Consider the following 24,072-nt stretch of genomic DNA (forward strand, 5'->3'; position numbering starts at 1 on the left):
CTAATTTTCACATCTTTTAACTTTGGAGACTAAACTAACACATAAGCCAGATTATAAAAAAATTGTAATTGAAGCGTTACAGAAAGTTCTTTAACGATTCAATTTTAGTGCAGTTTCGGTAACAAATTAATATACAATCAGAACCCCCATTCCTTAAAAAGCTTGTTATATCCAATAAAAAAAGGGTTGCAAAATCATTACGATTTGCTTCCCTTTTTCCAATGTCTTTTATAATTTGAACCTAAAAAAGAACCCGTTACTTTTCATGTCTATTTTTCCGAGAATTTATTCAACACCTGGCAGCGAACCTTTCCCTTCGTTCCGCTTGGTAAGTGTGAAAAATGCAGCGGCACCAAGAAGCGAAGTCGAAAATAACACAGCCCCCATCGGTACAGCGGTTGTTTCGTCAATCCCGACAAGCGGCGCTACTAATGAACCGACTACAAGCGGCAGCATGCCGAGCATGGCGCTCGCACTCCCTGCACGGTGGCCTTGTTTTTCCATAGCAAGTGTAAAGGTGCTTGTCAGAATCATGCCCATTGATGTCATGTAAATAAAAATCGGAATCACGAGTGTTGCCAGGGGTCCTTGTATGATGGTGGCGATCAACAGGACAGAAGTGGCGCATACAGCAGTGATCACGGCGATTCGGAGCAGGTTTCTCTCCGGGATGATATCGCTGAATCGTCCGATCATGAAACTGCCCGAAATGATCGCCAGCCCATTGATGCCGAATAGGATACTGAACGCCTGAGGCGATACATCGTAAATCCCCTGGTACACAAACGGAGTACCTGCTACATAGGCGAAGCTACCTCCATGAATGAGTCCAATTGTCAGTACATAGCCGACGAACGAACGATCCGTCAGCAGACTCCCCATCGTTCTAAGTGAGGCACCGATTGAACTCGGGATCCTTTATTCAGGAGGGAGTGTTTCCTTCAATTTGATGGCGATTGTCACAACAATCACGAAACCTACTAAACCAAGAAAATAGAAAATCGTATGCCATGAAGCAAACGGCAGAAGCAGGATAGCCCCTCCTGTAATAGGAGCAACCATCGGCGCCGTGGCATTGATCACCATCAACAAGGCGAAGAATTTCGTCAGCTCCCTTCCGCTGAACACATCACGAACCACTGCACGGGAAAGGACGATTCCCGCTGAAGCAGTGAATCCTTGAATGAAACGTGCTGCAATCAGCACCAGGATATTCGGTGCGAGCGCACATAATATAGAAGATAACGCAAATAGAAAGATAGAGATTAATAGAGGTTTCCTTCTCCCCTTTGCATCACTGATAGGTCCAATGACGATCTGCCCGATCGCGAGACCGATCAAGCACGCTGTCAGACTGAGCTGCACCATTGAAGCACTGGCGTTTAAGTCAGCAGCTATCCCGGGAAAACTTGGCAGATACATATCAATATTGAGTGGACCGAGGATCCCGAGCATTCCCAGAAGAAACGCGAACCCGATCCGTTCTTTACCGGTTGGTTGTTGATTCATGAAATATACACCTTTCTCTGATGATCGCTTTTCAACGTACTAAATCTTTGTTGATTCTAGCAGAGGAATGAGGTGTTTACAAAGTATTTGTCTTGGGCAGAAAAAAAGAAACCCGCCCAACAGATCTTTAACGCGTTAAAGCACGTTGGGACGGGCCTTAGAAAATGAACCGGCTACTTTTCAAGGCTGTATGTTTCTTTGTTTTCGATAAAAGGAGTCGGTTCCCCTACACTGAACAGTTGCAGCTCATGCATGGCCCTTGTACAAGCAGTGTAGAATAAGCGGCGAAGGCCCTCGTCCCCGTATTGACGGGATGATGCATCATATATGATGACGGCATCAAACTCAATCCCTTTAGCTAAATAAGACGGGATGACAACCACTCCCTGTTCGTATTCAAGTGAACCGGTTTTCATGATCTTGAGGTCCTTTATTTCACTCAATCTCATAAAGGCAGTTTCACTTTCGGCAGCTGATTTGCATATGATTGCGATTGAATGGTACGCACTTTTCCGCAGTTTATCCACTTTCAATCGTATTTGGCGATGAAGTTCATGGTGATTATCCACTATCGTCACCACAGGCTTTTCGCCTTCACGTTCAAATGCAGTGATGTTCCTTCCGTCCGGTACCAGCTCCCTCGTGAATTCGATGATCGGCCTGGTCGACCTGTAACTTTGGGTCAGCTGGATCGCATCGGTTTCATCAGCCCCATACAGGCCAGTCAATATGTTGAAATCCACTTGTTCCCTCGCGTGCGCAAAGATTGCCTGATTAAAATCGCCGAGCACCGTCATTTTCGCAGATGGGAACAGCCTCTTCAGAAACTCGAATTGAAACGGAGAATAATCCTGTGCTTCGTCAACGAGTACATGCTTGATTGAAGTATTCGTCTGGAAGCCAAGAATCAGCTCCTTCAATAGCAGGAATGGAGTGGAATCTTCATAGAACAATTTCCCCTCTGACAACATGTTCAAAGTCAAATGGCAAATATCCTCCCATTCCTTCGGAGTTTCACCGATCATCAGGGAGGCGATAGCGGACGTATCTGCAAAAAGCTGATGATAAATCCCTTTAATATCAACGTACTGAAGCCTATCGATCTTTTTACGCAGCCGCTTGAAACGCTTGCGTACAATCAAACGTGCAAGTGCATCATGCTCCCCATCATAGTCGTCATACGAATCTTCTTTGGATGCTTTTGATTTCTGTAAGTGCTTATAAACCTTCTGGTAGTCCTCTTTACTCAACAGTTCGATTTTTTCATCCACCCACGGCTTGTTCCGTTCAATCTTCTCTGCTTTGTCGAGTTCCCCATTCAGCCAGTCTGTCAGCTTCTCGATTCTATTGTGAAATTTGATGGAAGGATCGTACTCATAAAATCGCTCTTTGATCCTGTCAGCTGTAACAATCGATTCCCCTCTGAATTTGATTCCTTTAAACCTCATTCCGGAGGATTCTAGAGACTGCCTATACGATTTGATTGCTTCAAAGAAAAGGGTGGATGCCTTGAATCGAATGCTCGCTGTCCTCGTCAGGTATGAAGAGTCCCCTGTCTCGTTCAATACATATTCCAATTGTTCATAAGGTCCCTCGACCTGGAATTCCGCGCTTAATCGATGGTTCAAATATTCCTGGAAAGTCACCTGTTCCATGTTTTCTTCGCCCAGTTCTGGGAGCACATTTGATACGTAGCTGTTGAACATGGCATTGGGAGAGAATAGGATGATTTGGTCAGCGTTAAGGCTGCCTCTATAGTTGTATAGCAAGTACGCAATCCGCTGGAGGGCAGCCGAAGTCTTCCCGCTCCCTGCCGCACCCTGGACGATGAGCAGGCGCCCTTTATCGTGCCTGATGATCTGATTTTGTTTTCGTTGGATGGTGGCAACGATGCTGTGCATATAATTATCGGTTCTCTTTCCGAGTACCTGTTGTAGAATCTCGTCACCGATCGTCAAGCTGGTATCGAACATGGACTCAATCATGCCATCCTTGATGATGTACTGGAACTTTTTCTCCACTTTCCCTTTGACGAGACCGCCTGGCGTTTCATATTCAGCCGGACCTGGCGGATAATCATAGTAGACACTCGAGATTGGTGCCCGCCAATCATAAACGAGAAAATCTTCACCTGACTTGTCAGTCAACGTTGCGATGCCGATATACACCTTTTCAGCAGTCGATTCCCCGTCTTCTTGAAAATCAATGCGGCCGAAATATGGTTTTTCTTTCATCCGGCGCAGCGAGGATAACTTTTTTGCCGCCTGACGGTGTGTGCTCTGACTTACAGTCAATACTTGGGCCTGCTGCCTCAAACTTAGCACTGTCTCAAGAAAATCATCGAATGTATCCGTGTTGACCTTTACTTCATCCCAAAAGTTTTTGCGGATTTCATTGACTTCTTCGTGGCGCCGTCCGGTTTCATGTTCAAGAGTTACTATTTGTTCTTTAATGGTCTCAATGATACGATCCACGCGTTCTTGCTCCTGGCGATATTCAAGGTTCATTCAAGCACTCCTTTTTAGTTGAAATTTCGGGGTTGACACATCGATTAGTTTTGTTATACAATTATTATTGAGGGAATATGTTTTATTTTCCTCAATTTTATGTGTTTCTGTCTTATTTTATTACAATTCATCATCTAAATCAATAGTTAATTTACAGCTGCCTGACGAAAGGATGTTCCTTTGTCAGGCAGTTTTTGCGGATGCCCAAACCCTTCACCCATTTTCCTGATAAAGCTGAGGGAATATCTATTTAAATAACACACCCGTCTAGACGAACATGACTCTATTTTTGAGCCTGAGGAACCATACACCTATACACCGAATCCCCCTGTGTCTCCTGAGAATAACGGGTTCTGTTTTGGAGTACGAAATTGCAATCTACGCCGCAAAATGTGGTAGTAATTTCAGATGCATTTACAGCTAATCTTACCCGACAAGGTGAATAAAAGCGGAACCCCTCGAGACAGATGAAAGCATCAGTAACATTGGTTCATTAAATAAGGGGAGAAATTTCCCTTAGTGAAGATATGGAACTGAAAACAGTTAAAATAAAGGGAAGTTTTACTTCTATTTACTTGAAAAACCTTAAAATTTGGGTTCTGGGCAAGATTAGAAGTAAATTTTCCCCTTATTTACCCCTATCAAAGCGAGCTTCAACAGATTAACGGGAAAAATTCCCCTTATTTTTGTCTTTAATTACTCTATAAAGGCTAAGGTATCCTCTACATCCAAAAATACCCAACCCGTTCTTTAGGTTAATAAGGATTTACCTAATGTTCACATCTGTCAACTTTAGAGACTAAACTAACACGTTAGCCAGATGGTAAAAAAACGTAATTGAAGCGTTACAAAAAGTTCTGTAACGCTTCAATTTTAGTGCAGTTTCGGTAACAAATTAATATATAAATTAGAACCCGAATTCCTTATAAAGTTTGTTATATCCAATAAAAAAAGGGTTGCAAAATCATTACGATTTGCTTCCCTTTTTCCAATGTTTTTTATAGTTTGTACTTTAAAACAGCATCCTTTATCCTGAGAAGCTCTCTTCTTAATTACTTCCCGCCTGTAAAGGATATTCCTTTGATGAAATATCGGTTAAAGAACGCGTAGAGGAGCAGGACTGGGAGTGTGAATACCATAGAGGCGGCCATGATATAGTTCCAGTAGCTCACATATTGACCCTTGAAAGTATTCAATCCTAATGGGAGTGTATACATTTCAGTGTCAGTCATGACAATCAACGGCCTCATGAAGTCGTTCCAGAAACCCATGAAAACGAAGATCGCCTGAGCCGCCAGAGCCGGTTTTGCAAGCGGCAGCACCACTTTAAAGAAGATACCCAGCCTGCTTAGGCCGTCGATTTGTGCGGCTTCTTCAAGCTCTTTCGGAAAGTTGATAAAGAATTGTCTCATCATAAATATGAAGGTTGCATTGATCATCGCCGGCACGATCATGCCCTGATACGAGTTAAGCCAGCCAAGTTCTTTTAAAATTAAGTAGTTCGGGATCATCGTTACCTGTGCCGGTATCATCAGCACCGCCAAGATGATGATGAACAGTGCTTTCTTTCCCGGAAACGCTAGTCTTGCCAATGCGTACCCTGCCATTGAGTTAAAGATGATATTCAGTGACGTACCGGCTACCGCAATGATCAGTGAATTCATCAGCCATCTTGGGAATAACTCCTGCTTAACAAAAATCTGCTCATAGTTTCCCAAAGTAAAGTTCCGTGGAATAAAATTCATTGTTCCACTGATGATTTCTTCCAGCGTTTTGAATGAGGATGACAAAGCCCATAAGAAAGGGACCAGCGTTGTCACCGCATATAAAACAAGGATGATATAGAGTAGGCGCTTACTGAATGACTTTTTCTTGGAATTCATGTCCCTGTCCCCCTTAATAAAGTGATTCTTCCTTAGAGAATTTACGTTGAATGAGTGTAGCCACCAAGATGATCAAGGCCAGAGCAAAGGCAAGCGCAGCAGCATATCCCATTGTTCCCAGTGATTTAAACGCATATTGATAGATTAATAGGACGACAGTCAGTGTAGAGTTATTCGGTCCACCCGATCCTCCCGAGAAGATGTACGATTGATCGAACAGCTGGAACGTCCCGATCAATCCCATGATTACAACGAATGATGTAACGGGACGAAGAAATGGTACCGTTACATAAAAGAACTTCTGGATTGCATTTGCCCCGTCAAGTTCTGCTGCTTCATACAATGAATCTGGAATGTCCTGAAGCGCTGCGAGATAGATGACCATAAAGAACGGTGCTGTAGCCCAAATATTCATGAACATAATTGCATTCAACGCGATATCGGGATCTCCAAGAAAGTTATATGTAGGCAGTCCCACCATATCCAGAAGGTTATTTATCAGTCCTTCTTTGTTATACATCCACATGAAGATCAGCGTCAAAACGGCTGAAGAAGTCAATGTCGGTAAAAAGTAAACGATACGAAAGAATTTCTCCCCTTTTAGACCTGCATTCAGAGTAGCTGCCAGCACCAGCGCAAGAGCAGTCTGAGTCGGTACCACAATCAGCACGTACTTGGCTGTATTTTTAAGAGCTATGATGGCCCGGTTATCTTCCATGATTCTAGCAAAGTTTTCAAATGCGACAAATTCAAAACTGGTGCCGCCAAGCAGCTGAACTTTATTGAATGAAAGAAAAATGGCATAAAGAATGGGCCCTACGATAAAGAGTGCCAGAACAAATAGTGTCGGTGACATAAACAAATATCCTTGCCCGGCATCTTGTAATTTTCTCCTAGAAGATTGTTTATTCATGAGTATCCCTGCCTTCTATCATTGAAAGTCGAAACAATTTCTGTATCCTTTCCTTAAAGGTCACCACCGCTGCAGACCTCAAAAGAAAGAACACAGAATATTTCTTTATGAATGTACCTGACACAAACAAATGTGTCAGGTACGATTTTGCACTTAGAACTTATTGAATTTCACTGTTTGCTTGTTTCTGCGCATCTTTCAATGCTTCATCCAGCCGCCTGTCACCAAGGAATGCGGCGATGAACTGATTGTTGAAGTTATTCATGATGATTGGAAGGTTCGGGCCTTCCTGCCATACGGTCGCATATGGTGCACCAGCAACCAGCGCCCCTCTTAATGGATCTTCATCATATCCTAATTTTTCTGCAACCGATTTACGTGTCGGAAGGGCAAATCCTTTCGAGGTCCATGTTTCCATTCCTTCTTTATCCGTCAGGTAAGAAATCAGCTTCCATGAAGCTTCTTTTTTCTCAGATGCAGCGTTCATTACATATCCCACTGTGTAAGCCATTGTGCCTTTCTCCCCGTTAATTGTTGGAAGTTCAGCTGTACCGTACTCCACATCCGGGAATGTATCTTCTAAGAACGGGATCGCCCAGTTTCCTTCGATGACCATGGCCGCTTTCTGCTGACCAAACATTTCCCCGCCCCAGTTCGCACCTACTTCTGAAGCCTGGGCAGATGTTTTGTCCTCATTATGCTGATCGACGATTGGCTGAAGGGCATCGACGACCTCTTTCGAAGCAAAATTCGCTTTGTTATCTTTCACAATATCGCCGCCTCCTGCTTGTGCAATATGATAAAGACGGGCAAGTTCAGGAGCGACACCAAATCCGTAGACACCGTCCTTAGTAAGTTTCTTAGAAACTTCACGAAGGTCCTCCCATGTCTTCGGCACTTCTACACCAGCTTCTTCAAACATTTTCTTGTTATAGAATAGGGCTAAAGTGGAGTAGTCCTTTGGGAAGCCATATGTTTTGCCATCCACTTGGAACGCTTCAAGCATCGGCTTTTCGAAATCATCCACATCGAAGTCATCCGTCACATACTCATCCAAAGGTTCGACAACCCCGGTTTCGATCAAAGCCGGTGCTTCCAGTGCATCCAGATAGAAAACGTCAGGCCCTTCTCCGCCGATCAGGCGCGTCTTCAATACATCCATGTACTGTTCGGAAATGACTTCATGCTTGACGTCGATGTTTGGATATTTCTCTTCAAAGTCAGCAAGTGTCTGCTTCAACAGCTTCTGTTCAGAAGGGTTGCCTCCCCATCCGGCAAGCGTCACTTCAACCTTTTCTCCCTCAGAGCTGCCGTCTGAGCTCGCTTCGTCCTTTCCGCCGCATCCCGCAAGCAGCGAACCCATCAACATCGTTGTAACCCCTAAACCAGCCATCCATTTTCTCTTCATCCTTCATTACCCCTCTCATTTTTTACTTTCTTTTATGTTAAAAAATCATTGAGTAACCTTATCATCCTTCACAATGTCAAAGCCTGTTGTATTCTCAAGGATGGACGTGTGAACTTCCTCTCCCTGTCTTGTCACAGAAATCGAAAGCGTCCCGTCACCGATCTTAATGTTTCTGACCGTCAGTTCGTTCATTGCATCAAGAAGCTGAGGATTCAGTACAATTTCCTTTGTCAGGCTGTCCGGGAAAAGACCCAGCAGTGATTGTACAAATACCAGCGGCGTGCCGGCCGCCCATGCCTGAGGTGAACATGCGACCGGATATTTCACCGCTTTACCGATCGCTGCATCATATCCGCAGAAAAGCTCTGGAAGCCTGTCGTATTCAAAGTGCTGTGAGGCGTTGATCAGACCTGTCATTACGATCTTAGCATCCGCTGTATAGCCGAGCTTACTCATCCCAAGTAAGATCATCGAATTGTCATGCGGCCAGATGCTTCCATCATGGTAGCTCATCGGATTGTACCCTGCTTCTCCTGCACCCATCGTACGGATGCCGTACCCTGAGAACATTTTGTCACCAGTCAACTTTTTGCTCACTTTCGCAGCGCGGTCTGAAGCGAGCATCCCGGAATACAGGACGTGTCCTGGATTGGAAGTAATCGTTCCTACTTGCTCCTTTTTACCATCCAGTGCAATCGCGTAAAATTCAACATCGTCCATCCAAAACCTTTCTTCGAATGCTTCCTGAAGTTTTTCTGCCTGTGCCCTTAGTGCGAAAGTACGGTCAGCGTTCCCTAGGCTTTCATAGATGGCAGCAAGACCCTGTTTTGCTTGATACACGTATCCTTGGACTTCTGATAGGGCAATCGGAGTTTCACCATAGTCACCGTTTCGATGAACAATGGAGTCACCGGAGTCTTTCCAGCCCTGATTGGCAATCCCTTTCGAAGATTCCTGATGATATTCCACAAATAAATCGCCATCACGGTCACCGTATTGATCGATCCATTCCAGCGCACGAATTACATTGTCTTCAAGTTTGCGGAATGTATCAACATCACCTGTCCATTTTACATATTCCGTTAGCAGCACAAGGAATAATGGTGTTGCATCAATCGTTCCGTAGTAAGGTGTGAATGGAATCTGGTTTGTATTCGCCAGCTCCCCGTAACGGATTTCGTGCATGATTTTCCCTGGCTGTTCGTCTCTCCAAGGGTCCACTTTCGCCCCTTGCCGGCTGGCCATAGTAAGGAGTGTACCCTTTGCAACCTGCGGCTGGAAGGCAATCATCTGCAGAGCCGCTATGAGGGTGTCTCTTCCGAAAGGAACCCCGAACCACGGCAGACCCGCTACCGGGAAGTTTCCGTATCCCATGTCAGTCAACAAGACCCTTAAATCGGATAGACCGCGGTCTGCCAGCCTTTGAAGCGGCTCGTAATCCGTTTCGACTGACGCAAGCCCATCAGACCAGCCTTTGTAGGATTTCTTCAGCTGCCCCAGCGCTTCTTCCACACCCAAAAGGTTAGATCTTGTTTCTGTGTCTTCAAGAGGTACGATCATGAATGTAATCGAATTTGATTCCTCATGATCTAGCTCAAGTGTGAAGGTAATTTCCCCACTCTCTTTCACTTCCTTAGGTACCATCCCGGCAGTCCATTGAACACGGGTTGCCCGCTGGATGTCATCAGCTCCTTCATAGTGGAAGGTAAGGGAGTCTTCATCCACCGTCTGACCAGTACGCTTTCCTACATCTCCTGTCTGGAATCCGCGTACGATAAACATGTCATTAAAGTCAGCATCTATTTCGACGTTCAGGTCAAATGTAACCGGCTTTGGATAATAATTCTTTGCTGTTACCGTTTCATAAAGTACATCATCATAAATAAAGCGTTTTCTTTCAATCTCGATTGATTCCCTCCATAGGATCAGGCTGCCATCCTCTTCCTGGTGTGGATTGGTTGATAATATAGTAGACATGTAGTTTTCAGATCCATCTGAATGAAGAAGAATCGGTTTCTCTTTGTTAATCCGCACATTAAACTTACTGAGGAAACGAGTATCATTTTTATATAAACCCAAGCCGTAGCTGTGGTTGGAAACGATATCTCCCTGTTCATCCGTAAGTAAAAATAAATTGTTTTCTTTTATCACTCTGTAGTTCATATCTGCTCCTCCTGCCGCTTGCTAATTCTGGATTGTTATAGTTCCGAAACGTTTTGGTTTATAGATAAAAAAATTTTGGTGTTTCCAAAACGTTTCGGATTTTCGTTTAATTAAACGTTGGTCTCATGAACCAACGTTTAATTTCTTACTTTTGATGTACTTTCTCTTTCTTTAAGCTCTGTCTTTATCAAAAGCCGGTGCGTTTCACTCTGGTTATTCAGCAGGCCGATCAACAGTCTTGCAGCTTCGTAGCCAAGGCTGAACTTATTTTGTGCAATGGTCGTAAGCTTCGGATTTACATAAGAAGCGAGAAGAATATCATCATATCCTATAATGGACACATCCTCAGGCACTTTCAATTCGAGTTCCCTGGCAGCAGACATTGCACCGATTGCCATTAAGTCACTCGCACAAAAGAGTGCGGTAATTTCCGGGTGGCTACTCAACAATTGATAAGCGGCTTTTCTTCCCCGCTCTTCCGTGAACTCTCCTACCCTTACATAATCAGGATTGAATTCGTAATTTGCTTTTTGCAGAGCTTTTTGATATCCCTGTAATCGCTCTTTGCTGACAAAAGCAAACTCATGACCGTTAATCATTCCTATTTTTTCATGACCAAGAGAGATCAAATGTTTTACGGCTTTTTCTGCCCCCAGGACATTATCAGTTGTAACGTGGCTGACATTCTCTGCTTCAAGTGGGATATCCACCAATACGCATGGAATATCACTGTCCACCACTTCCTTGAGATAAGGGTCATCAGTTCGTATCCCTTGTATGATCACTCCATCCACACGTCTTTCACGACAAAGCTGGGTATAGGTTTTCTCCCTTTGCTTCGAGGAATTCGTGTTGAACAGAACCAGATCATAGTCCGATCCCGAAACATACTCATTGATTCCTGCAAGGACCTCCACCATAAAATTATCCTTAACGCTTTCCTTTGTAAAACCTGAAACCAGGAGACCAATCGTCTGGGATTTCTTCATTACCAGGCTCCTGGCCAATGAATTAGGGCTGTAGTTCAGTTCCTTCGCTACTTGAGCAATCCTTTTACGCGTATTCTCGTTTACGTCCGAGTATCCGTTCAAGGCCCTGGATACGGTCGTCACAGATACTCCTGCATGTCTCGCAATATCTTTGATAGTAGTCACTTAGACATCTCCCAAAACGTTTCGGATTATTTATAACTTGACTATACAATAAGGTGAAAACGGTTGCAACCTATTTTTTTGAAAATTCCACAAAAAACCTGATCAAGTACCTTTCATATGCTTGACCAGGTCAGTAAAGTCCGGAAGTATAAGAAAAGGATTATTTTCCCTTTCCCTACTCTACACCTATAAATCCCTATTTCTGTGTAACCCCAAAGCAGCCGCAACCATCACAAGGAAATCATGGGAACGGTTCTATTACTACTTTTTGACTTGGAACCGTCCACTTGCTTCCCTTTTTTCTGTTAAGTATGCTAACGTTCCTGATTTTGCTTCACTAAAAAATCTTCTAAATTCGGAGATTGATTATACTTCATTGCAGCTAGTTTATCCTTTTCAATAATGGCCTTTGTTAAATCAATATCATTGATGCTCGCAATGGCCACGGCGTAGTGAATGACATCAACTATCTCTTTTTCTAAAGAAGTACTCCCTGAATTTGCTTTTCGACCTTCTAACCGGTTCAGCACCTCTGCTACCTCGCCAATTTCTTCTACTAGTTTCATAAACAATGCAGAGGAAGATCGCCCCTCTTTGTATTTTAGTGCCAGGTAGCTTTGTAACTCATGGAATGTTATTTGCTTCATATGGATCCTCACTTTTACTATTATTCTTCTAATTACCTATTCAACAAAAAGCAGCTTATTTCCTTTCCTTTAACAGATTGATTGTCATAACCTTAAAGAATATATTAAAAAAAGCAATCACCCACGCATTGATTGCTTTTTTGGTTTTACTTTTATTGTTGTGTATAAATCGAATGGGAGCCTCCGTTCACATAAAAGTTTCCCCAGCCGTCATGATTGATGATTACCTCGGTTGGATTGTTTCCTGTTGTATCCACCCATTTTTCCCCTGCATTTCTTTTGCCTACATACATCCACTTGTTTCCTCCAGGGCCGTCTGTGATCAATGTTGCCAGACCGGAGTCCGCATGGCTGCTGTCTCCCTCTCTGGTCCATCCGATAATATCCCAATGATCGATATAGTCATGCTGATTACCATAGGCATAATTCTTCCTGGCTTTCAGAATGGGATCCAATTCACTTTGCAGAGCAGGAATTTCATATGAGGTATCACCACGTGTACCATAATAGTCTCCGTAGAAAAGGGTTGGATATCCTTGTGACCGAGTAAGAATAAAGGCATAAGCCAATGGTTTAAACCAGGATTGGACCGTTGATTCCAGCGCCTGTCCAGGCTGGGAGTCATGATTCTCTACGATTGTAACAGCCTTTGTCGGCTGGCTGGCAACAAGGGTCCCATTCAAGATGTTTCGCATGTCATAATTGCCGCCGCTGTTAGAAGCGTAATGGAAATTGTAATGTAAAGGAACATCAAAAGCTGAATGGGTCTGTCCTGTCTTCGACAAATAGTTTTCAATGGCTCCTAAATCATTCTGCCAATACTCTGCTACGGTAAACATTTCTTTACCCGTATTATTCCGGATGGTTGTGACCCAGTCTTGCAGATAAGAGTGCTTGATGTGCTTTACAGCATCCAAGCGGAAGCCGTCTAAATTCAATTCATTGGCATACCAGGTGCCCCAGTTCTTGAGCTCTTCCATCACCTCTGGATGATCAAAATCAACGTCGGCATACATGAGATAATCATAATTTCCTTTTTCACTGGACACCTCCCAGTCCCAGGCCTTGCCTGTACCCCTAAACTTGTAGATTCTTTTCAATTGTCTCGATTCGTCCCAATCTGTTCCGTCAAAATGATACCACTGCCATTTGAAATCTGAATAAATGTTATTTCTGCCGGTAAAATCAAAACCTGTCCAAGCTTCAATTTGGTAGTCCCCGGACACTTCATTGTTTCGGTTGTTTGGGTCGACCTCCACAGCAGTGACGGACTGTGTATGATCCGCCCCTCCTTTATGGTTCATCACTACGTCACCATAAACTTGAACACCATTTTGATGAAGAGAATTTATGGCATCTTTTAATTGCTGCTTCGTCCCATATTTTGTTCGGACCGTTCCCTTTTGATTAAATTCACCGAGGTCATATAAATCGTAGGCACCATACCCCACATCATATTGGGAAGATCCTTTTGTAGCCGGGGGAATCCATACTGCACTGATCCCAATGTCTTTTAAATGTGATGCATCACCATTCAACCGGTTCCAATGTTCTCCATCATTCGGCAAGTACCACTCAAAGTACTGCATCATGGTACCATTCGTACTTGCGTTGCCCTGAAGAGGCGCAGCAGGAATAAGTAAAAGTACGGCAGCCACCAGGATCATCAATCTTCTGCTAAACTTCAAATCATCATCTCCCTAAATGTTGTGAAAGCGCTTGCACAACTTCAGGTTAACATATTTACACTTATATTTTTAGAATTTTCTTTCTTTTATAACTAGATGAATATTTTTAAAAAAGAGCATAAAAAAGAACCCTTTGGTTTTTGCCGGGTTCTTGTTAGATCTATGATTTTCCGTAGAAAGATTAGACAAGCTTTAGGGAAAAAGCTCTTTCTCACACCTTAAGCACCGGTGGTATTGGCTTGAAAATAAGGAGCGTCGATTGAATGAACTGAACCTGGGTAATAAGGGGTAAAACTTATTTGAATGGATTTAGCCGCCCCCTACTGATTATAGAAATCGTTCATTTTTTGGAAAGAAACGGGGAATCCGTCCCCCTGTCTCTACCCATTCATTCTCCTGAAATCTTCTAAAGTAACTCCTCTATTAATAGGGGTTGAATGATTCACCTCTTCTTTTTGCACCTTCTTAATTGCAACGTTATAATCCAACAAAGCCTCCAACCCTCTTGCTATCCCATTCAAAGAAAGAACCGTCAAAGAGAAAAACAGCATAGGTGCCATAAAAATCCACCATGCATTAAAAAGTTCATCGAAATTCATCGCCATGAGTCCGGACCACTCCTGAACAATTGGTTTGGGAGGATCACAAAAGGGGCCATAACAAACGTCCGTGCCGCCAAAGAATAACTGGAAGAACCCTAGATGGGCGATTATCAATAACACTTGTATAACAATTTTAGGGTAAATGATAAAAAGCCTTAACTTCAAGTGAGGCATGACATGTTTTTTAAAAAGGAATACCTTGCTGCCCCCCAACACCTTTGCACTTACTATAAATTCTTTTTTCAGTATTTCTCTTGTCTCGTTGGAGATTAATACTGCTGTAGTGGGGACGGTGATCAGGGCCAGAGTCAAAACGGTCAGCAGCACTCTTTCTGAAAAGGTCGTCTCAAAACCTCCCGGCGGCTCCCATAGTAGAGGAAATAAGATGTTGTATGCAATGATGGATTGCGGGATGAAGTATAACGATGATAAAACGGTTTGAGAAATAAATTGATTAGCAGATTTCATGAATCCCCACATGACACCGAAGGTAAAGGAGACTACAAAAGTGAGCAGGGATATAACGACAGCCGCACCAAGAGTATACTGTGCCCCCTGCAGTACTTTAAAAAACATATCGTACCCATTTCGATCAGTGCCAAACGGGTGCTCTATCGAAGGACCGAAGGGAGCTTTTCCCGTAATCTTCCCTTCTTGACTATACTCCAGCAGCGTTTGTGGAATTTTACCTTCAAACAATATGTTAAATGTCAGGCTGCCTAAAACGAACAGCAGAATAAAGCTTATAGAAATTGTCACCAGGATTTTAGTTTTGATTCCCCTCATAAACTCATCTCCTTTCCAATCCTTTTCTTAATTACAAATTGAAGGCCCTTAAGTAAAATATAGATGGGGATAAAGAGCAGGATGGCAGTAATCGCAAAGATGGAAGGAGAATTATACGAAAACAAAAAAGAAGTAACGCCAAACACATTAAATAGATATTCCAAAATTAATAGGTTGGATAACATCATCCAGATGATTTGCTTCCCGTGATACGTTAAACTGATCAGGATATTCCGAATCATATGGATAAACAAAATACTATACTTGTTCAAGCCCTTGCTCTTCGCCAGCACAACATATGATAAATGTTCTTCTTCTTTTAAAAATGAGACCAACAACCCTAAGAAGAAAAAAGTGGGTAATATACTCAGTGTCACAGCCGGAAACAGGATCAATTGATTTTCCCCGGTTGATGCTACATCGATCAACAAGACACCTGTGCTTTTAAAGAACAATATAACGAAGAGTTGAAGAACCGCGATAATGAAGATGTCAGGCAATGAACTGAAGACTACGGAACAAAATTTGATAAGTCGCTTAAACGACTCTCCTGCAAAGAAGTAGAATATAAGTAAAACCAGAGAGTTTATGATGGCAATGGCCAATGCACTAAACAAAATCCTTGCACTGCTAAAAAAGGCAATGAATATGATCGGAAAAATATCTCTTTCAATCTCAGACACCGGATTGATATACACAAGTTCCTGCGGCGAGACGATCTCTTTCATAACACCCAGCAGACTATCCCAGTAAGATGTCTGGGACTCAAATATGGCTGATGTCGCACTGACCAGCACAATCCCTAGAATGATTAACAACGGCTCAGCAGCCAACTTAATGACAGTTCTCATTGATCCCCCTCCATTCATAAATAATTCAGCTGCTTCAGCCCCCTACCTGTTCAACTTAACATAACCCTGATCGATCATACCCATACCCTATCACCGTTTTCTATCTAAATACTCCTCGATGTCTTCGATTCCCCTAAGTTCGATTGGAAGAAGATGATACTCATTCGTATCAACTCTATACGCTACTCCCATCAACTTCAGCCCATAGTAGTCGTTCCCATTAAAGCGGTATTTAAAGAAGCCTTTTGTATTTATGACATTTTTCAATGCCTCCCCCCGATCTCCCAAGATGTTTTGAACGGGTTGGGATTGAACATGAGGATAAATGATGACGTTGATCAGAAATTCCTTATCCCTCTTCACGCGTTCAGTCACAATTTGAAACGATCCTTCGTTATCAACCTCCACAGCATCTTCAAAGACAAATGAATTTTCATCCTTCCCTGATTTTTCAACCGTAATAATCGTTCCTTCAGGTAAATCACTCAGTCCCTTAATGACAACTTGATTAGGAAGATTGTATACATTACCAGAGAAATGAAATTCATCGTTACTGCCTGCATTATTTTGGGTGAGAAGATTTAATGGAATAACAAACGAGATAACGATCAACAACGCAGCTATACCCGCCATACTCAGGATGAAAGGCTGCAGTTTATCTTTAATGGAATGTTTGTTTTTCTGCTTCTTTGTGAATTCCATTAAATTTTGATGTATTTTCTCCTGCGTATCTGGATGGAAGTGCTTTTCATAATTTGGTTGGGGCAAGGCTTTAATTTCACCGACTAATTGTTCAATTTGTGGATCCTTATGATCTTTTATCACACCAGCCCCTCCTTTTTCTTTTGGAGCGCTTTTAGCGCTCGATGATAGGTGATCCTTACTTGATTTTCATTCCAATTCAATACGTTTGCTGTTTCCGTTACCGTAAACTCTTTTATCCCTCTTAAGATGATGACATCCCGGTAGCTCCTTTTTAATGAGTGGATTGCCTCGTATAGTATTTTGTTTTGTTCATTGAATTGCAATATACACTCGGGACTTTTCTCTTTGTGATCCTCGAATTCCCTGCCCTCCAGTATTCTTCTGATTTTCGATCGTTTTTTCTTTCTGATCTCGTCTAATCCAACATTCCTGGCAATCCCAAATAACCATGTTTTCGGGCTGGAATTCTCTTGAAAACGGTCAATTCCTTTTATCGCACGGTAAAACACTTCCTGAACAAGGTCCTCACTATCAGCAGACCCTGTATAATAAATCAAAAAATGATAAATATCCTTATTATATTGATAATACCAGTCGGAAATCTTGTTGCCTGACATCTAACGAAACCCCCACCCATGTGCACACTTATTAATGAGTCGAAACAAACCATTTTTTATTTCACTTTTTTCGTACAATTTTTTAAAATAAAAAACGCATCCCTTTAAAGTGAATGCGCCGCTTCCATTCTCTTAATACCAATTATTTCAAAATCCCCACTCATCCTCAATAAGATTTTCAAGTGATGGAACAACCCAAAACCAACTCCCCCGGATGTTTTGGGGCATCCCCTGGCATTAGCGATGTTGCTGAAGGCTCCATCATAAAATTACTATCTTAAGAAATTCTTTAAGAGGTTCAATTCCTGGGAAGTAAATTGTTTCCCACCGTAGCGGACCTTTTCATAGACCGGTATGATTTCAGTCGGACCTTTTATGCGTTTGAACCACTCTTGGATTGTTTCGTGTTTCCTTTTTCTGTTTAGAGTGTTCAAATGACTCTCCCAATCCATCAGCATTTGGCGGATCTCGTTCAGTTTTTCCTCGGAAAGGATGAGTGATTCTTCCTCTGTATCTTGTAATCCACTGAGTTAACAGCATACCTGGCTTGATCTGATTCCGGCATAACTTCTTCTTTATCTTTCCGCTTTTTCTGTTTGTAACGGATATACCAGAAGAGAAAAACAACAGAGAGAATTCCATAAATCCCGTATTTCTTTACCGCATTCATAAAACCATTCCCACTTCCATCTTCACCCGAAAAAGGGTCCACAAACCAAGGTAATTTTTCACCTACAATTGGCTCATCGAGACGTCTATCATGCGATCCTCCACTCCAGGGGGTCGGATCGAAAACCCACTCTCTATCGGGATCCTCTACATGGTAAAATGCTTTGATCTTTTCAGTCGCTACATTAAAGACATTCATCAATACCATGCCCGCACCTACACAGATGAGAAGAAAAAGAAATGTTATCCCTATTTTTTTCATCATGATATCCTCCTTCCCTTACCGGTTAACGCTTGATGTGCAGAAGCTGTTCACGCCTGGTCGGCTCAGGCGGAGTACCGATGATCAAGCCGAGTGATTTATTGTCTTTTGCCCTCAAGGAATGTTGGAAGAATCGTTCGGTTGAGAGAAATCTCCCGGTGGAGTTGATGAGTGCAAGTGTCTCAATCAACTTCCTCAGTTGTGTGCGGTCGAGGTCGTTCTTGAGGCGCATTATGTCATGATGTTCGGTCGCATAGTTGACCCACAGTTCCACCTTGCATCCCTCTTTTATCAGGTAGAGGCAGACCGACACGGTGTATTCAATCAACTCCTCCATGTCTTTCCGGAGGTGAAACTGACCCTTTCCGACCATGTTTAGGAAGATGGAATAGACATCCCCGTGGACTTTTTGATATTTTTTCGCGAGAAGCTTGTTCTCTTTGGCGGTCGCAAGCCAGTGAATATGCCTGAAACTTTCATTCTCATACTCTTTGGTCCCTATGATGCTCGTCTCATCCAGAAACAAAGAGTAATAGGTCTGTTTATACCCCTGAAGCATGGATTTCAACTTCAAATCATGGATCTTCCCTATCCGGGGAAGGACTTTGAATGACGGGAGGTCATTCTTCACGCTTTCTACACGATAGGTTTGGAAGGACAGCGGATCCTTCACTAGAAATTCAAGGTTACTCCACCGATGGATCCCCCTTCCTTTCCCTTTAAGTGTGACGGTGATCGTTTTTTGTGATTTCGCGGGTAGATCCAAGGATATGGAGTACATGCTGCTTTCATCATCTCCCTCCGTAAAGACAAGTTCATATTCGCTCCTGCTCTCTATGTTCATCTTTATGCGATACATAGGTAGAGCAGAATCGTTCCGAATTTCGATTTGGCATTTGACGAATTCATCGATGCTTGATGCGTCATGGTACTTTCTAATACTCCAGGAAATCTTCTTAACCTGTAGGTTTAGATACAACCTCGAGAATAGTGCCAAAGAAATAATCATAGAGAAGAGAAATACAAGATTGGTATACCCTGCGAAACTAGTGATAATGAGCAGGATCACGTTCAAGATCAAGACAAGAGGTGAAAAGATAAAGGGCGGTTCTTTATGAAACTTCATGGTGTTTCGACCGGAACAGAAGTGCTGTCAAGGATTTCGTGTATGATCGCTTCCTTCGAGGTCTTCACTTCCCCTTCCACATTCAACGAAATCCTGTGTGCTAAGAGAGGCAGCGCCAGTTCCTTTACATCTTCAGGCGTGCTGAAATCCCTTCCGTATAGGAAAGCCCTCGACTGGATAGCCCTCATATAAGCAAGGGACCCGCGGGGACTCACCCCTATATCTACATATTTATGGTGCCGCGTCTTTTGAACGATGTCCATCAAATAATCCTCAATCTCTTCCAAGACGATGACATCCTTTACGTTCTGCTTCAACTGGATGATGTCTTCGGTGGAAATCACACTCTCGATGATTTCAAGAGGGTTGGATGAACGGAACCTCCTTAGCATCATTTTTTCTTTTTCAGGAGACGGATATCCTTGTCTGATCGTGAGGAGGAAACGGTCCAACTGTGCATCCGGTAATGGGAAGGTACCAATGGAGTCATAGGGATTCTGCGTGGCAATGACACAAAAGGGTTTTGGTAAGTGATAGGTTACCCCTCCTAGTGTGACATGTTTCTTTTCCATCAGTTCGAGGAGTGCAGACTGGGTCCTCGGGACAGCCCGATTGATTTCATCGATGAGAAGCACGTTATTGAAAACCGGACCCTTTCGGACTTTGAAATCACTCGTTTTCACATCGAAGTATTCCTGACCCACTATATCCGAGGGAAGCGTATCTGGAGTAAACTGCAGCCGGTTGAACGTACCGTCGATGCTTTTTGAAAAACACTTCGCCATCGTCGTTTTGCCGGTTCCCGGTACATCTTCAAGCAAGACATGACCATCACTCAAGAGAGCAACAATCATCAGCTCAATCTCCTTGTCTTTATCAATCATAACTTTCGCTACATTTTCTTTAATCTTCTGCAGCATTTGCCCACCCCTTTTCCTTTTATTCTGAACATTAAAATTATAACATTATTTTACAATTGATAGGTGTTTCCTTTCCTAATATATAGATAAATGGGATCCCATTTATATTCCCTCCCAAGACATATAGACAGTTTGTCCATTCTACCGAGATAACAGCTCTCCTGCTTTGGACAAATACTATTTTCGTAGTATGATACTAAGTTTTTGCATAGACATCATTCGACGATGCTTAGTATTTTCTTTTTTAAAGACGAATTAGTTGTGGCATACCTCAACTATGAAGCATTTCCTAAGAAAAGTGGAAAAATAATTGCATTATGTCAATATTCAATCATACTCTCCCGTGCTAGATCTCTTTTGTATCGTCTACCCAAGAATCCTAATCGAAGAAAACCCAGAGCTAATGACTCTGGGTTTTAATGTCTATATTATCTTCTTGTCCCGTTAAAGCCCCCCTATAATGAAAGATTTCTTTATATAATCATCTCGTTCTATGTTTTTTGATTGTTCCCTAGAAATTTCTCAAATAGCGTCAATGATATATAGATAGCAACTCCCGATCCAACAATAATAAGAAATGAATTGGTTATATGATTTACGTCAATCTCATTCAATACTTGATAAACCTCTCCATCGCTATTGTGCTGTACAAATTTCCATCCATCATACTCAAGTGTAAAGAAGGAGATGATTAAGCCAATGATTACCCCACCAATAATTGAAGTCAAACTTTTTTTCATTCCTTCACCCCTTCAATTTGAATTTGATAATAAATAGACGATAACCCATACAGCAAAGTTTTGTATTATTCAATTAATGCTGCCCAATAATGGAATAAGTAAATGCTGAATACCAGCAGCCCGATCTTAAGCTATTGCCCCCGTTAGTTGAAAAAGAAAATCGCATTCAGAAGACTTCCAACGAAAAACAAAGGTGGCAAAGCACTTATAATCAAACCATATTTAATCCTCTTTTTGTTAAATAAAAGCACGGCACCAATTAGCCAGACTGCTATTACTAGTAGAAATTGCGGATAAACAAATGCATTTCCTGTAAAATTCTCACCTAATCCTCCACTCGCAATAAAAAGTGAGATGGTGATCGTAATAATTCCCGTTAAAATAAGGTGAATGATTTTATATATTTTAAAGCTCACAAGAACCCCTCCTTTTTGGGTCTTTACTTGAAAAAGGGCGGCTATTCTCCACTGAAACTCACCACTATGCAGAACAACGAAGATTACTCCACTAATCCAGAAGAGCTTACAATTGTTATAATCTCAGTTTGTGATATTTGTAGCACTTTTATTTTTTTTTATCGATATTAAGATAGAGACTACTACCATAACCAGGCTATTAATGAGCAATAAAAATGCTAAAAATGCTGATCCAAATGCTTGACCTTGATCGTGAAGATAGCTTGCGTACGTAAGACCAACAATATGAAATAACACGGGGATGACAAGCATGATCAAGCAGAGAATCCAATTGTGTTTCCTGTTGTTTTTGTTTCTTACAAATACAAACCAACCACCTGCAAAAATGAAAAATGCCAATAGAATGAGCATAAATAATCCCCCTTAATCCAGCATATTCATTATATTTACATTTTACCTAATTATTTCAAACTAGATTTAATTGCACAACCACTTATTTCATTAACTGGCCAGTTACAAGAAGAAAGAGCCTCAACCCACTAAGGGTCGAAGCTCTAAAATGTCATAATATTTGCAATAGCAACGTTCCTGCCAAATAATGAAATTAGGGTACAGCTGAAGATCGCCCGCCCGCCCGACCCTCAGCTAGTGTCTCCCCCTTAGAGAATATACTTAGCAATGTTAATAGATTATGATGTCAAAGCATCAACTTTGTACCACTCACCTTTGACTGTAATGTTCAAATCATCTATAACATTGCTCTTTATCTTCATGTTAGGATTTAGTAAAATCGTGCCATTCTGAGACAGTTTATTTACTTTTGACCTTGAAATGCCAAAAATCTCCGCTAAAAGTTTATCTATTCTAAGACCAAAATGATATTTACAGCACAGTCTAATCGTAACCTCGTTAGATCGTGAATCGAGCTTTTCTTTTCTTAACTCGTACCGTATATCTGTATTTACATCATTACAAAGTTTTCTTAATTTGTTGATTTGAAAAGCATAGTACCAAATGGTCTCTTTATCATTATTCATAAACTTTTGAATGAGCATTGAGTCAATGCTATTGATATTTACTCTTGATAAAATGGGGTAATTCCAAGTTCCCTCACAATGTGTACAGTTATAAATAAGCCAAATATCAACTATTTTTTGATTCGCATTTACCCTGAATTTCTCACTACAATAAAATTCTGTGTTCGTTTTACATTTACTACAATTTCGTTTTATATAAGGTGTTTCCTGAGCAATGATCTCATACACAAATGAATTATTTAAACTCATAAACCAGTTCCTCCTATTTATTAAGAGGAACGCAAAAAAAGTTGAATGGAGAAAGATTTTCCCATTAAAAAAACGGAATACCACATAGGTATCCCGCCGGAATGAAAACAACTGAATTATCCTGCGTTCCCTGTAATGGTTAAAAATAGGCACACTTCTCCCCTCGTTGAACAATGATGTTCAAAAAAAAGAAATGTACTATTTAGTTGCTTAACCATTACAAGTATGTTGGCAAAACCAATCCCACCTTCCAAATTTCTCCTGTGTTCTTAGTATACCATTGTTTTATCAATAATTTCCATTGTTTTCATTATCATTCAGGAGTAATACTGTTGGTTACTCTCCTCTTTCGAAGGCGCTTTTTTATTTCATTAAAGCCCCTGTTAGCTTATAAATTTCACCTTACTACTTATTATCTTCAGGGAAAGTTGCGTAATCACTGGTGGGGTAGTATCCTTTCCTGGCGTAGAATACCCCGAATAGAATAGTACCGACTCCTATTATCTTCATAATAATGTTACCTAAAGTGCTGATATCATCAATAGTTAGTCCAATCAGGACAGAACCTATTAGAATAAAAAAAACGCAAACAAACAGTCTCAATTTAATTCACTTCCTCATATAAAAATGGAGAAAAAGTTTTGGATTATTCAACTGCTGCCCGATAGTAGAAGAAAAACTAGAGTTACTCTTTCTTACTCAGGTAGTAATATCACTTCTTTTTCTAAGTAAATATGGTGCTGACTCGCTGCGTTTGATCAGTCCTTTTGTATTGCCTGTTATATGAATGTACTCTTCTGCGTCTTGAACATTCATCCAGGTAACCTCTTCTATTTCTTCAGGCATAGATATCGTAATCTCTCCACCGGTGATCTTCCCTCTGAAAGTAAAGAAAACAGCGTGGTGTCCTCTTTCCTCAACAAACGCCTCACATACAGAAAAAACATCTCCAATTTCAACATCTAAACCCGTCTCTTCCTTCGCTTCTCTAATGGCAGCTTCTTCAAGCGTTTCCCCAGGCTCTACTGCCCCTCCAGGAAGTGTATAGTAAGAACCTTTTTTCCCTTGATTTTTTACCATTAATACATTCTCGCCCAGTTCATCAAATAGCAGCACATATGTGACATCTACTCGCTTCATCATTCACATCCGTTCTTTAGTTTATTCATCAACAATTTCTTCTCTTTAACACACTACCAATTATTTCAAATATCATAATT

The 24,072-nt window shown here is 41.7% G+C and carries 20 protein-coding genes and 1 pseudogene; all 21 read right to left on the reverse strand.

Features of this window, described 5'->3' with window-relative positions; all coding sequences use genetic code 11:
• Positions 1–285: 285 nt before the first annotated feature.
• The 21 genes and pseudogenes from HWX64_RS11000 to HWX64_RS11100 all read right to left on the reverse strand — a co-directional run bounded on the left by HWX64_RS11000 (position 286) and on the right by HWX64_RS11100 (position 23,992).
• A pseudogene (locus HWX64_RS11000) lies at positions 286–1,509 on the reverse strand (Bcr/CflA family efflux MFS transporter).
• Between the two features lie 173 nt (positions 1,510–1,682).
• A complete protein-coding gene (gene helD, locus HWX64_RS11005) occupies positions 1,683–4,016 on the reverse strand; it encodes an RNA polymerase recycling motor HelD (RefSeq protein WP_175989476.1) in 2,334 nt (777 codons plus the stop codon).
• A gap of 1,052 nt (positions 4,017–5,068) precedes the next feature.
• Positions 5,069–5,899 carry a carbohydrate ABC transporter permease gene (locus HWX64_RS11010; protein WP_175989477.1) on the reverse strand — a complete coding sequence of 277 codons (831 nt, stop codon included), beginning with the start codon at positions 5,897–5,899 and terminating at the stop codon, positions 5,069–5,071.
• 13 nt (positions 5,900–5,912) lie between these two features.
• On the reverse strand, positions 5,913–6,812 hold the full coding sequence (locus HWX64_RS11015; protein ID WP_175989478.1) for a carbohydrate ABC transporter permease: 900 nt from the start codon (positions 6,810–6,812) through the stop codon (positions 5,913–5,915).
• 160 nt (positions 6,813–6,972) lie between these two features.
• Complete coding sequence (locus HWX64_RS11020) at positions 6,973–8,220, reverse strand: ABC transporter substrate-binding protein (RefSeq protein WP_175989479.1); 1,248 nt, start codon at positions 8,218–8,220, stop codon at positions 6,973–6,975.
• Positions 8,221–8,265: 45 nt separating this feature from the next.
• Entirely contained in the window at positions 8,266–10,383 is a 2,118-nt protein-coding gene (locus HWX64_RS11025) for an amylo-alpha-1,6-glucosidase (RefSeq protein ID WP_175989480.1), read from the reverse strand.
• Between the two features lie 137 nt (positions 10,384–10,520).
• Complete coding sequence (locus HWX64_RS11030; RefSeq protein ID WP_175989481.1) at positions 10,521–11,537, reverse strand: LacI family DNA-binding transcriptional regulator; 1,017 nt, start codon at positions 11,535–11,537, stop codon at positions 10,521–10,523.
• 314 nt (positions 11,538–11,851) lie between these two features.
• On the reverse strand, positions 11,852–12,184 hold the full coding sequence (locus HWX64_RS11035) for a MazG nucleotide pyrophosphohydrolase domain-containing protein (RefSeq protein ID WP_175989482.1): 333 nt from the start codon (positions 12,182–12,184) through the stop codon (positions 11,852–11,854).
• Between the two features lie 152 nt (positions 12,185–12,336).
• Positions 12,337–13,851 (reverse strand): alpha-amylase, encoded by a 1,515-nt coding sequence (gene amyS / locus HWX64_RS11040; protein ID WP_175989737.1) that lies wholly within the window; start codon positions 13,849–13,851, stop codon positions 12,337–12,339.
• A 401-nt stretch (positions 13,852–14,252) separates the two neighbouring features.
• Positions 14,253–15,260 (reverse strand): ABC transporter permease, encoded by a 1,008-nt coding sequence (locus HWX64_RS11045; protein ID WP_175989483.1) that lies wholly within the window; start codon positions 15,258–15,260, stop codon positions 14,253–14,255.
• Positions 15,257–16,111: an ABC transporter permease subunit gene (locus tag HWX64_RS11050; protein ID WP_175989484.1), complete on the reverse strand. Its 855-nt coding sequence runs from the start codon at positions 16,109–16,111 to the stop codon at positions 15,257–15,259. The genes HWX64_RS11045 and HWX64_RS11050 overlap by 4 nt, the downstream gene beginning before the upstream one ends.
• 90 nt (positions 16,112–16,201) lie before the next feature.
• Positions 16,202–16,936: a hypothetical protein gene (locus HWX64_RS11055; protein WP_175989485.1), complete on the reverse strand. Its 735-nt coding sequence runs from the start codon at positions 16,934–16,936 to the stop codon at positions 16,202–16,204.
• Entirely contained in the window at positions 16,933–17,433 is a 501-nt protein-coding gene (locus tag HWX64_RS11060) for an RNA polymerase sigma factor (RefSeq protein WP_175989486.1), read from the reverse strand. The genes HWX64_RS11055 and HWX64_RS11060 overlap by 4 nt, the downstream gene beginning before the upstream one ends.
• Before the next feature lie 472 nt (positions 17,434–17,905).
• Positions 17,906–18,367, reverse strand: a complete 462-nt coding sequence (locus HWX64_RS11065; protein ID WP_175989487.1) for a hypothetical protein — start codon at positions 18,365–18,367, stop codon at positions 17,906–17,908.
• A gap of 22 nt (positions 18,368–18,389) precedes the next feature.
• On the reverse strand, positions 18,390–19,490 hold the full coding sequence (locus tag HWX64_RS11070) for a DUF58 domain-containing protein (protein ID WP_175989488.1): 1,101 nt from the start codon (positions 19,488–19,490) through the stop codon (positions 18,390–18,392).
• A complete protein-coding gene (locus HWX64_RS11075; protein WP_175989489.1) occupies positions 19,487–20,410 on the reverse strand; it encodes a MoxR family ATPase in 924 nt (307 codons plus the stop codon). Before HWX64_RS11075 ends, HWX64_RS11070 begins: the two co-directional genes overlap by 4 nt.
• Before the next feature lie 491 nt (positions 20,411–20,901).
• A complete protein-coding gene (locus HWX64_RS11080; protein ID WP_175989490.1) occupies positions 20,902–21,150 on the reverse strand; it encodes a hypothetical protein in 249 nt (82 codons plus the stop codon).
• A 143-nt stretch (positions 21,151–21,293) separates the two neighbouring features.
• Positions 21,294–21,566 carry a hypothetical protein gene (locus tag HWX64_RS11085; RefSeq protein WP_175989491.1) on the reverse strand — a complete coding sequence of 91 codons (273 nt, stop codon included), beginning with the start codon at positions 21,564–21,566 and terminating at the stop codon, positions 21,294–21,296.
• 123 nt (positions 21,567–21,689) lie between these two features.
• Positions 21,690–21,977, reverse strand: coding sequence for a hypothetical protein (locus HWX64_RS11090; RefSeq protein ID WP_175989492.1), 288 nt, complete (start codon positions 21,975–21,977; stop codon positions 21,690–21,692).
• Between the two features lie 278 nt (positions 21,978–22,255).
• Positions 22,256–22,852: a DUF1062 domain-containing protein gene (locus HWX64_RS11095; protein WP_175989493.1), complete on the reverse strand. Its 597-nt coding sequence runs from the start codon at positions 22,850–22,852 to the stop codon at positions 22,256–22,258.
• Positions 22,853–23,551: 699 nt separating this feature from the next.
• Positions 23,552–23,992 carry an NUDIX hydrolase gene (locus HWX64_RS11100; RefSeq protein ID WP_175989738.1) on the reverse strand — a complete coding sequence of 147 codons (441 nt, stop codon included), beginning with the start codon at positions 23,990–23,992 and terminating at the stop codon, positions 23,552–23,554.
• Positions 23,993–24,072 lie beyond the last annotated feature (80 nt).

The organism is Bacillus sp. Marseille-Q1617 (genome assembly GCF_903645295.1).
Lineage (GTDB): Bacteria > Bacillota > Bacilli > Bacillales > Bacillaceae_B > Rossellomorea.